The sequence below is a fragment of the Streptomyces sp. NPDC054841 genome (assembly GCF_053611045.1).
In genome coordinates, this window is sequence record NZ_JBSGZO010000303.1 from 1 (window position 1) to 10743 (window position 10743).

Genomic DNA, 10743 nt, shown 5'->3' on the forward strand with positions numbered 1-10743 from the left:
GGCCGGTACGCACCCGCTGCCGGCCTCTCGCTGTTCCGGCGGGGTGACCGTCTCCGCCGACGCCCCTCGCCCGTGCCGTCCTCGAAGCGGGCGATGTCCTCCGGCGGCATCGGCGCCGGACATGCGCATCGGGTCATGCCGGGCGGGGAGGCCGGCATGACCCGATGGATGGTGCGAGGGGAGCGTGCCGTTACTTGGCGACGTCCGCGTACTCGCGGGTGGGCGCGGCGGTGAGCTGCGCCTTGCGCGACTTCCTCATGAAGGCCCAGCCGATGGCGAGCGCGATGGCCCAGCCGGCGCCGACGTACAGGCTCACGCGGGAGTCCGGGTCGTACGCGATCAGGCCGGTCACGAAGAGCAGGAACACCAGGGCGATCCAGCTGCAGACCGCGCCGCCGGGAGCCGGGAACGAGGAGGCGGGCAGCCGTCCGGCGTCGACCGCGCGGCGGTAGCGGATGTGGCTGACGAGGATCATGATCCAGGTCCAGATGCCGGCCGCGGTGGCCACCGAGGTGACGTAGCCGAACGCCTTCTCCGGGACGACGTAGTTGAGGAGCACGCCGATGCCCATGAGGGCCACGGAGACGGTGATGCCGATCGCCGGGGTCTTGCTGGCGGCCAGCTTGCCCAGGACCTTCGGGGCCTCGCCGTTGGAGGCCAGGTCGCGCAGCATACGGCCGGTCGAGTACATGCCGGAGTTGCAGGACGACAGGGCCGCGGTGAGGACGACGAAGTTGACGATGGCCGCACCGGCCGGGATGCCGATCTTGGCGAAGGCGGCGACGAAGGGGCTCACGCCGGGCGCGAACTCCGTCCACTTGACCACGCACAGGATGACCGTGAGGGCACCGACGTAGAAGAGGGCGATCCGCCAGGGCAGCGAGTTGATGGCCTTGGGCAGGGTCTTCTCGGGGTTCTCGGACTCACCTGCGGTGACGCCGACCAGCTCGACGGCGAGGTAGGCGAACATCACGCCCTGCAGGGTCATCAGGCTGGAGCCGATGCCCTTGGGGAAGAAGCCGTCGAAGGCCCACAGGTTGGAGACGGCGGCGGTGTCACCCGCGGCGCTGAAGCCGAAGGTCAGCACACCGAGACCGATGACGATCATGCCGACGAGCGCGGTCACCTTGACCATCGAGAACCAGAACTCGATCTCGCCGAAGAGCTTCACCGAGATCAGGTTGGCGACGTAGAGGACGACCAGGAAGACCAGGGCCGTGACCCATTGCGGGACCGAGGGGAACCAGTAGTTGATGTAGATCGCGGCGGCGGTGAGCTCCGCCATGCCGGTCACGATCCACATCAGCCAGTACGTCCAGCCGGTGACATAGCCGAAGAACGGGCCGAGGAACTCCCGGGAGTACTCCGCGAAGGAACCGGAGACCGGCCGGTAGAGGAGCAGCTCGCCGAGCGCCCGCATGATGAAGAAGATGATCACGCCCGCGAGGGCGTACATGAGGATGAGGCTGGGTCCGGCCTTCGCGATGTTCGCCCCGGCTCCCAGGAACAGGCCCACGCCGATGGCGCCGCCGATGGCGATCATCTGGACCTGGCGGGGACCGAGCCCACGCTCGTATCCCTCGCTCGAAGTTGCCGCGGCCTCATTGCCGTCATGCTTGTCGACCCGCGCTGAGGTCATGGATGCTGCGCCTTTCTCCATGCTGACCCGCGCCGACTGCGTACGGCTGCGGATCAGGTCCTGATCCCCCCGGATATGGAATGGAGTGCCACCGGCGGTCTGCCGGTCAAAGCGCACCCGGGAACAGGGGTGGTGTCTCCGGGCGGTCGTGAAGATTTATCACGGCCGCAACATTGATCCATTCAGGACGATGTGACGCACCGCACAGGAAGAAGCGGACAAACCTCACCTGGCACGGCAAAGCAGGGGGAGCGAGTGACGCGATCGTTATCCGGATTTGAGTGTCCGTTGAGCGAACAACTCCGGGCGTGACGGTGGCCCTACGGCATCAGCGTCTCGACGAGCGTCTCCTGGAGCGCACCGAGCCAGAGGTACGCCATCACCATCGGCTTGCGCGGGTCGGAGTCCGGCAGCCGGTACAGCTCGCCGCCCTCGTCCTCGTCGGTGACCTCGAGCCGGGTGCCGATGGTGAGCCGCAGGTCGTTGAGCGCGCCGAGCCAGTGCTGGGAGTCGCCAGCGGTCAGCTTCAGGACCGCGCCGCCCTCGCCCGTCGAGGTGAGCGCATCGAGATTGCGGACGACCGCGAGGGCGTCGTCGCGCTTGCGGTCGCGCAGATCGTTCTCCGTGAAGCGCCGGAACTCGGCCGAGAACTCACGGAGTTCATCGGCGTTCTCGGCGCCTTCGCCCTCCGGGCCGCCGTACGCGTCCGGGAAGAGACGGGCCAGCGCCGGGTCGGAGGGCGGCTCGCTCGGGCCGTCCGCGAAGAGCGCGGCGAGCGGGTCCTCCCCCTTGGCGGGCTCGTCGCCCGGGCCGATCAGCTCCAGCAGCTGGACGGCGAGCGAGCGGAGGATGGAGATCTCGACCTCGTCGAGAGCGACGGCGGCGCCGCCACCGGGCAGCGCTTCGAAGTGTCCGGCCATCACTTGCGTTCCTGGGAGAGTGTCGCCCACAGTCCGTAGCCGTGCATCGCCTGCACGTCACGTTCCATTTCTTCGCGGCTGCCGCTGGAGACGACCGCGCGACCCTTGTGGTGGACGTCCAGCATCAGTTTGTGGGCCTTGTCCTTGGAGTAGCCGAAGTAGGCCTGGAAGACGTACGTGACGTAGCTCATCAGATTGACCGGATCGTTGTGGACGATCGTCACCCAGGGGACGTCCGGCTCGGGTACGGCGAAGATCTCCTCGGCCGACTGGGTCTGCTCGATCTCTAGAGGCACAGTCACTCCACCCATGCTGCCACCCGAGGGGCGCTGTCGCACAAACGACCCCGCGCGTTTCGCGGACATCTCGTCACTCTGACGAGATTGGGGGTAGCATCCTTTGCATGGCTGCAATCCCCGGGGGCCGGCCTCCTGTCTCCCGGCCTGCCCGGTCGCAGCCCAGGACGAGAGTGCGAGGTTGACCGTTGTGAACGTTGCGGATCTGGGTCTGCCGGTGGACGTGCCGTCGACCGCGCTCTTCACCGACCAGTACGAGTTCACGATGCTCCAGGCGGCACTGAAGGCCGGGACCGCCGATCGCCGCTCGGTCTTCGAGGTCTTCACCCGACGGCTGCCCGAGGGCCGCCGCTACGGCGTGGTCGCGGGCATCGGACGCGCCCTGGACGCCGTGGAGAACTTCCGCTTCGACCCGGGCGTGCTCGGCTTCCTCCGCGACCGGCGGATCGTCGACGAGCCGACCCTCCAGTGGCTGTCCGACTACCGCTTCAGCGGCGACATCTGGGGCTACCCGGAGGGCGAGGTGTACTTCCCCGGCTCGCCGATCCTGCGGGTCGAGGGCTCCTTCGCCGAGTGCGTGCTGCTGGAGACCGTGATCCTGTCGATCCTCAACCACGACTCGGCGATCGCGGCCGCCGCCTCCCGTATGTCGTCGGCCGCCGGCGGGCGCAGGCTCATCGAGATGGGCGCCCGGCGCACGCACGAGCTCTCCGCCGTCGCCGCCTCGCGCGCCGCGTACGTCGGAGGCTTCGACTCCACCTCCGACCTCGCCGCGGGGTTCCGCTACGGCATCCCGACGGTCGGCACCAGCGCGCACGCCTTCACCCTGCTGCACGACACCGAGCGGGACGCCTTCCGGGCCCAGGTGGAGTCACTCGGACGGGGGACGACCCTCCTCGTCGACACGTACGACGTCGCCGAGGCCGTCCGTACCGCCGTCGAGGTCGCCGGTCCGGAGCTCGGTGCCGTACGCATCGACTCCGGGGACCTGCTGCTGGTCGCCCACCGGGTACGGCAGCAGCTGGACGAGCTGGGGGCGCAGAACACGAAGATCGTCGTGACGTCGGACCTCGACGAGTACGCGATCGCCTCGCTGGCCGCGGCGCCCGTGGACGCGTACGGAGTGGGTACCCAGCTGGTCACCGGCAGCGGTCACCCGACCTGCTCCATGGTCTACAAGCTGGTCGCCCGCGCCGACTCCACCGACCCGCAGGCCCCGCTGACCCCGGTGGCGAAGAAGTCCCTCGGCGGGAAACTGTCCGTGGGAGGCCGCAAGTGGGCCGCCCGCCGGGCCGACGAGGAGGGCGCCGCCGAGGCCGAGGTGCTCGGCACCGGACAGGTCCCGGACGCGCTCGCGGACCGGCAGCTGCTGGTGGAGCTGGTCAAGGGCGGCGAGATCGTCGCCCGTGAGCCGCTGGACGCGGCGCGTGAGCGGCACATCGCGGCGCGTGCGGCGCTGCCCATGTCGGCGGTCCAGCTGTCCCGTGGTGAGCCGGTGATCCCCACGGAATACCTGTAAACCACATGAACACCGGATGACACGGGAGGCAACGACAGCGGTGTTAGCAGGCAAATGCCCCCTCCCGCAAGGCGGTTGGAGTCTCTACCCTCAGAACATTGCCGCCGGACCGTCCCCCTCCTCACCCTCCACCGAAGGACACCCGCCATGCACCGCGCATTGATCGTCGTGGACGTTCAGAACGACTTCTGCGAGGGGGGCAGCCTCGCGGTGGCCGGCGGCGCCGACGTCGCCGCAGCGATCACCGATCTGGTCGCTCAGGCGAATGCCGGCTACCGCCATGTCATCGCGTCCCGCGACATCCACATCGATCCGGGCGACCACTTCTCGGAGAACCCGGACTTCGAGAACTCCTGGCCCGTCCACTGCGTGGCCGGCACCGAGGGCAGCAGCTTCCACCCGAACTTCGCACCCGCCGTCGCCTCCGGCGCGATCGACGCGGTCTTCGACAAGGGCGCGTACGCGGCGGCGTACAGCGGCTTCGAGGGCACCGACGAGAACGGGACGTCGCTCGCCGACTGGCTGCGCGCACGCGGCGTGAGCGAGCTCGACGTGGTGGGCATCGCCACCGACCACTGCGTACGGCTCACGGCGCTGGACGCCGTGCGGGAGGGCTTCAAGACCTACGTGCCGCTCGACCTGACCGCCGGCGTCGCCCCGCACACGACCGAGCGGGCGCTGGAGCAGCTCCGGGAAGCCGGCGTCGAGCTCAGCGGCAAGCCGGTCGTCTGGACACCCCCGGAGAGGTCGCCCGGCGCCCGCTGGGTGAAGTAGCCGAGGCGGTCGCCCCGGCCGGGAGCTCCGCGCGCACCTCACTCGGGCACGCACGACGCCCGGGCCGGTGCGACCGGGGCCGCAGTCGGGCCGAGCGCCGGTTCCACGACCCGGCTCGGAGCCGTGTCCCCGACCTGCCCGCCCGAGGCCGGTGACGCCGGGCGGGGCGGCCGCAGGAGCGAGCGGATCGGGTGCCAGGACTCCGTGTCGTCATGCAGCGCCGCACGCCAGACCAGGCCGTCCGGGTGGTGCAGCACCGCCGTGATCTCGTCCGGCGTCGGCGGTTCCGCGTTCCCCCGCAGATAGACCGCCCGCAGGCCCAGATTCCGCAGCCGGGTCAGGGCGCGGGCACGGTTCGCCGCATGGACCAGGATCCGTACCGTGCCGCCGTCGCCGGCCGGGCTGGGCAGGCCTATCGCGACCACGACACTGCCTCCTGGCAGTTTGCAGAAGCCTCCGCCGGGCATGCCTCACGCTCCCCCGTGCTTACTGTCAATAAGAACTTCGGTCAGACGCACCTAAACACGATCGGCCGCCGCCCGCTAGAGGGCGACGGCCGATCACGTTCTGACCTGCGGCGATGCGTGTTACTTCGTCGAGGGGCCGACCTTCACGGTGATCGTCTGGCCGTTCTTCGGCTCGTTGACGATCGATATCCGAGTGTTGGTGTCAGTTACCTTGACGCCGGCGGTCGCGGTCTCCTCGTACCAGTAGACGCCCTTGCGGTCGTCGAAGACCGGGTTGCCCTTGTGCGAAGCGATCTTCAGCTCCGCGTCCGCCTTGTGCAGCGTGAAGGCGTCCGAGCGGAAGGTGCTGAAGGTCGAGTCGTACGACTGGATGCGGTTGCGCAGCAGGGTGCCGTCCGCCCACTTCATCGGCTTGGCATTGGCGTCGATGGGGAGGACCAGGCCCTGGCCCGGGTGCTGGCTGGTGTTGTTGTCCTTCTGGGAGGTGTCCCAGAGCCAGATCAGCAGACCGTTCTGGTACGGGTAGTGCTCGACCCACTGGGCCTTCGGCGCCTTGAAGCCGAAGTTGTACGGGCCGACCTTCAGGGTCTGGTCGTACGAGACGTACTGACGGTTCTCGGCCAGGTAGTACTGCTCGTACTCCTTGGTGAAGGACTCACCGATACGGGAGAAGCCCTTCGCGGTCCAGCCGTTGTCGTCACCCTCCGCGTTGTCCGAGAACAGCGGGGCGCCATCGGCGTTGACGGTGATCGCGTCGGCCGTGAAGCCCTTGCCGCCCGCGCCGCCGTCGGTCTGGTAGCGGAAGCGGACGTCGACCTTCTTGCCCGCGTAGGCGTCCAGCGAGTAAACGAGCTTCTTGTTCCCCCCCGAGGCGCCGGTCAGGGCCGGGGCGTCGCTCGCGTCGCGCGGGATCGCCGTGCCGTCGGCGGTGCCGTCGACGGCGGTCCAGGTGGCGCCGCCGTCCGTCGAGACCTCGGCGTAGAGGAAGTCGTAGTCGGCCTCGATGTCCCACCAGCCCGAGAGCTCCAGGGACGCCTTGGACTTGCCGGTGAGGTCCACGGAGCGGGTGAGGGTGTTCTTGAGGTCGTCACCCATGTTGCTCCACCACTGCTTGGAGCCCTCGGCGGGCTTCACGATGGTGGTGGTGACGTTCTTCTTCGGCAGCTCGACGACGAGGGCCTGCGGGTTCTTGGTGTTGTACTCGGCCACACCCAGCTTGTGGGTGGACTTCGTCGCCGCCTTGCCCTTGGTGTAGTTGAGCCAGCCCAGCTGCAGCTTGTCCCAGGCGGTCATGTCGCCGGGCATGTCACCGATGGAGTCCTGGCCGGTGCCGAGCCACGAGCCGGACGACATCAGGGTCCAGAAGCCGGTGGAGTTGTCACCATTGCCGGAGGTGTCGTAGTGGTCCGGCAGACCGAGGTCGTGGCCGTACTCGTGGGCGAAGACACCGAGGCCGCCGTTCTCGGGCTGCATGGTGTAGTCGCCGACCCAGATGCCGGTGTTGCCGATCTGGGTACCGCCGCCCTTGTTGTTCGCCGGGCCGGTCTTGCCGGCGTCGGTGCCGTACGCGTACCAGCGGTGGGCCCACAGGGCGTTCGGGCCCTCGGCGCCGCCGCCCGCCGACTCGTCCTCGCCCGCGTGGACGATCTGGAAGTGGTCGATGTAGCCGTCGGCCTCGTTGAAGTTGCCGTCGGCGTCGAAGTCGTAGCGGTCCCACTGGTCGTACTGGGACAGCTCGGCCTTGATCTGCTCGTCGGTCTTGCCCTTGGCCTTCTGGTCGGCCGTCCAGGCGGTGACGCCGTCCTTGACCGCGTCCCAGACGTTGTTGCAGTTGGACTGACCGCAGTAGTTCGAGCCGTAGCGGGCCTCGTTGTAGTCGACCTTGACCCAGTCGGAGACCGTGCCCTCGACCGAGTACCGGCCGGAGGAGGTCCGCTCGTAGTACGTCTTCAGCGAGTGCTTGGGGTTCCCCTTCTTGTCCTTGCCCTCGCCGAAGTACAGGTCCTGGAAGTGCGCCTGGTTGAAGTCCTTCTGCCAGGCGGTGGAATTGTTCACCTTGCGGTCCGGCTCGGCGATCTTGTTGTGCAGCGGGCCGGGCGTACCGCCGTACTTCTTGACGGGCGGCTTCGGGCCCGCGCCGTCCGGGTCGAACATCGTGGTGTCGTCGACCTTGTCGCCGAACTCCACCAGGATCGTGAAGATCTTGTCGGTCTTCTCCCGTCCGAGCTCGACGTACTTCTTGTCGTCGAGCTTCACGACATTGGACGCGCCGCGCTTCTGCACGGTCGCGTCCCCGGATATGACCTGCTCCAGCGCGGCCTTGCGCTGCTGCTCCTGCTGCTTGCTGAACGGGCCGTCGAGGTCGTGGTCGACCCGGGCCTGGTCGTGGTCCGCGCCGGGCGCCGGGTCATGGCGCTCGATACCGGCGGAGCCGGAGGGCTTGTTCTCGGCCTGGGCCGTAGTGAAGGCTCCGGCCGTCGCGCCGGTCGCGGCCAGGGCCACGAACACCGCGGACGCTCTGATCGCCCGTCGTCTGCTGGTCACTTGATTGTGTCCTCCCCCGCACCGCCGACAAAGCCGCGGACCAACGGATGTGGGGTGGGATCCGCGCGCGGCAGCGCGTGCACAAGTGACGACATTTGACCGGAGTCAACGGAGAAAAGACAGACCTTGACTTGAACAAGCCAACTGCACTATGCAGTAGCGCAGTTCCGGATATCGGACGCATCTCGGATGCATGGCCACACACTCCCCCGGCGACCCTCTCGCGCACGTGCGATCCGGTCAACAGGCGCACCGAGCATGTCAGTTCATGAGACGAGTGACTCCATGCGCCCCCAGTGCACCGGCACCGTGGGTTAGGTCACGCTTACTACCGGTTCCTCTCGGGCATCCACCGTCGTAGAGTCGCCAGACAGTGCGACCCGTTGCGACACCACCGAATTGATGCTTCGAGGGACGGAAACCGTCATGCCGCGTCCGACTGCCGCACAGCTCGCCTACGGTTCGGCCACTGTCGTCGTCTCGACCGTCGCCATGCTTCTGCTCTCCCGCACCACGACGGGCATCGGCGTCGCGGTGATCGGAGTCGCCGCCCTCGCGCTGGGCCTGCTGGTCGCCGTAACCGTGCCCCTGCCCGCAAAGGCGAAGGCGGCGCGCACGGTCCCTGTGAACCCTGCCGCCGCCCTCGCGGGTCCCGCCCTCACCGCGGACGCCTCCGCGGATTCCGCCGCCCGGGTGCCCGTCACCCACGCCGGGGCCGAGCCCCGCGTCGGCGAGCATTCGCTACGCCGCTGACACCTCCACGGTCTTGGCGGCCTTGTCGTGCAGCCCCTGCTTGAACGGCTTGTCGACCAGGATCATGATCAGCAGGATGATCAACCAGACGAAGCCGACACAGTACGGAATCATCGTCGGCAGCCAGAAGACCACGGCCCGCATCAGCGCGGAGCCGGTGTCCGGAGTGCTCCCGTCGTTGAGCATCGCGACGCGCAGGTTCATCACTTTCTTGCCGAGGGTCTGACCGTTCCGTCTGACCATCAGGGTGTCGTAGGCGACATACGCCACGAGCGAGATGAACCAGAACCCAAACGCGGAGACGGTGAACGCATCACCAAAACCGTTTTCCCAGTCGTCGGGATCGGGCCCCGTGGCGAAGTACAGGCCAACCCCGAGGATCGCGAGCGGGATGCTGACGATCAGCCAATCGAGGAAGCGGGCGAGGATGCGCCTGCCGGAGTTCGCGAGCGGCGGCATGCCACGGAGTGGATCGGACCCGCCGTAGGGGTCACCGCCGTAGGCGCTCGCATCGTACGGCGGCGGCGCACCGCCGCCGTACGGTGGGCCGTACGGGGACCCCGCTCCCGGAGGCGGAGGCGCACCGTACGGTGGACCCTCACTCGGCGGAGGTCCACCGGGGGGCGGCTGGCCCCAGGGTGGTGGACCGCCCGGAGGCGGCGGGGGCTCCTGCGATCCCTGCGGCTCCTGCGGCCTCTTGCGGAACGGGTCGTCCTCGGGCGGCGGGCCGGGCGGCTGATCGTTGCTCATGGGGGCAGTGCACCCCGCCCGGCCAGGTCTCGCAACGGCTCAGTGCCGTTCGGGGGACCCTCGGGCCAGAGGGCTGGCAGGGCGTCAGCCGGACGCCCGGCCCGGTACGTCAGCCCGCCACGAACGTGTGTGCCGCCTTGTCGTGCCAGCACTGCCGCCACGGCCGGTCGAAGAGGCACCAGAGCACGTTGACGACGCCGATGAGCAGCACGCCCAGCACCCCGTGCACCAGCCAGCGGCGCAGCGCGGCGCCGAACTGCGGGGGCCCGTGCGACTCGATGTCCCGCACCTCCAGGCCCAGCAGCTTCTTGCCGAGCGTCCAGCCCCATTTCGAGGTCGGCAGTGCCTCGTACAGCGCTCCGAGTACAAGCAGCACGGCGAACGCGATACCGAACTGGGTGGCGGTCGTACCGTCGAGCAGCCACACGGTGACCGTCTCGCCGGACATCTTCGCCGCCTGGATCTTGTCGTCGATGTGCGTCAGCGCCTTGGAGACGAACGGGAAGGACACCGCTCCGGCGAGCGCGCCCAGCACGACCGTGTCGATCAGCCGGGCCACGAACCGCTTTCCGAGGCCGGCCGGGCGGGCCGCGGCCTGGGCCTGCGCCGCCTGCAGGAAGGGGTCGTTGACCGGGGGCTTCCACGGCACGACCGGCGGTTCATCGGTCTGCTGCGCGAGCCGGTGCACCTGCTGGGCCCACGAGGCGGATCCACCGCCCGCCCCGGCGGAAAGAGGCGGCTGCTGCTGCGCGGGGACCTGGGGCTGGGCCTGCGGCTGTACCTGGGGCTGCGGGTGCAACTGCTGAGCCTGGGGCTGCTGCGGAGCCTGCGGCTGCGGCTGCTGCGGCGTCATCGTACGGATCGCCATCGTGCCCTCGGCGGGCGGCGTGCCGCCCTGCGGGCGCTGGGCGCGGATGGTGACGGTGCCGTCGGTGACCGGCTGTGCCTCATCGGCCCCGGCCCCGGCCACACTGCGCACGCCCGGGAGCGCGCCCCCGGTCGGGTCCGCCTGCGCGGCGTCGGAGCGATCCGCCGCCTGGCCGGCCGCTCGGTCGAAGCGGACCCCGGGCGCGCGGTCCGC

At 69.0% G+C, this 10743-nt stretch carries 9 protein-coding genes and 1 pseudogene; 3 read left to right on the forward strand and 7 right to left on the reverse strand.

Annotation, left to right across the window (positions count from 1 at the left end):
• Positions 1-190: 190 nt before the first annotated feature.
• From ACWGI8_RS30425 to clpS, 3 genes are all read right to left on the reverse strand, one after another.
• Entirely contained in the window at positions 191-1639 is a 1449-nt protein-coding gene (locus ACWGI8_RS30425; protein ID WP_453665756.1) for an amino acid permease, read from the reverse strand.
• A 320-nt stretch (positions 1640-1959) separates the two neighbouring features.
• Entirely contained in the window at positions 1960-2559 is a 600-nt protein-coding gene (locus ACWGI8_RS30430) for a DUF2017 domain-containing protein (protein WP_453665757.1), read from the reverse strand.
• On the reverse strand, positions 2559-2870 hold the full coding sequence (gene clpS, locus ACWGI8_RS30435) for an ATP-dependent Clp protease adapter ClpS (protein ID WP_453665758.1): 312 nt from the start codon (positions 2868-2870) through the stop codon (positions 2559-2561). The genes ACWGI8_RS30430 and clpS overlap by 1 nt, the downstream gene beginning before the upstream one ends.
• 175 nt (positions 2871-3045) lie before the next feature.
• Between clpS and ACWGI8_RS30440 the strand changes: the two genes are divergently transcribed.
• On the forward strand, positions 3046-4374 hold the full coding sequence (locus tag ACWGI8_RS30440; RefSeq protein WP_453665769.1) for a nicotinate phosphoribosyltransferase: 1329 nt from the start codon (positions 3046-3048) through the stop codon (positions 4372-4374).
• A gap of 147 nt (positions 4375-4521) precedes the next feature.
• Positions 4522-5148 carry an isochorismatase family protein gene (locus tag ACWGI8_RS30445; RefSeq protein ID WP_453665760.1) on the forward strand — a complete coding sequence of 209 codons (627 nt, stop codon included), beginning with the start codon at positions 4522-4524 and terminating at the stop codon, positions 5146-5148.
• A gap of 164 nt (positions 5149-5312) precedes the next feature.
• Here the strand turns inward: ACWGI8_RS30445 and ACWGI8_RS30450 are convergent.
• Positions 5313-5615: pseudogene (locus ACWGI8_RS30450) on the reverse strand (hypothetical protein); the annotation flags it as partial.
• Positions 5616-5735: 120 nt separating this feature from the next.
• A complete protein-coding gene (locus tag ACWGI8_RS30455) occupies positions 5736-8159 on the reverse strand; it encodes an immune inhibitor A domain-containing protein (protein WP_453665762.1) in 2424 nt (807 codons plus the stop codon).
• A 426-nt stretch (positions 8160-8585) separates the two neighbouring features.
• Here ACWGI8_RS30455 and ACWGI8_RS30460 point away from each other — a divergent pair, with 426 nt between their 5' ends.
• The gene (locus ACWGI8_RS30460; RefSeq protein ID WP_453665764.1) at positions 8586-8912 is read left to right on the forward strand and encodes a hypothetical protein; all 327 of its coding nucleotides are present in this window, start codon (positions 8586-8588) and stop codon (positions 8910-8912) included.
• On the opposite strand, the gene ACWGI8_RS30465 is transcribed toward ACWGI8_RS30460, so the two are convergent.
• Both ACWGI8_RS30465 and ACWGI8_RS30470 read right to left on the reverse strand, forming a co-directional pair.
• The gene (locus ACWGI8_RS30465) at positions 8901-9662 is read right to left on the reverse strand and encodes an RDD family protein (protein ID WP_453665765.1); all 762 of its coding nucleotides are present in this window, start codon (positions 9660-9662) and stop codon (positions 8901-8903) included. The genes ACWGI8_RS30460 and ACWGI8_RS30465 overlap by 12 nt on opposite strands.
• Before the next feature lie 109 nt (positions 9663-9771).
• Positions 9772-10743: RDD family protein (locus ACWGI8_RS30470; protein WP_453665767.1), on the reverse strand; the 972-nt coding region annotated here is incomplete at its 5' end.

Coding starts and splice junctions, on each gene's coding strand:
- clpS (WP_453665758.1), bottom strand. CDS start 2,870: ATGGGTGGAGTGACTGTGCCTCTAGAGATCGAGCAGACCCAGTCGGCC.
- ACWGI8_RS30460 (WP_453665764.1), top strand. CDS start 8,586: ATGCCGCGTCCGACTGCCGCACAGCTCGCCTACGGTTCGGCCACTGTC.
- ACWGI8_RS30465 (WP_453665765.1), bottom strand. CDS start 9,662: ATGAGCAACGATCAGCCGCCCGGCCCGCCGCCCGAGGACGACCCGTTC.
- ACWGI8_RS30445 (WP_453665760.1), top strand. CDS start 4,522: ATGCACCGCGCATTGATCGTCGTGGACGTTCAGAACGACTTCTGCGAG.
- ACWGI8_RS30430 (WP_453665757.1), bottom strand. CDS start 2,559: ATGGCCGGACACTTCGAAGCGCTGCCCGGTGGCGGCGCCGCCGTCGCT.
- ACWGI8_RS30425 (WP_453665756.1), bottom strand. CDS start 1,639: ATGACCTCAGCGCGGGTCGACAAGCATGACGGCAATGAGGCCGCGGCA.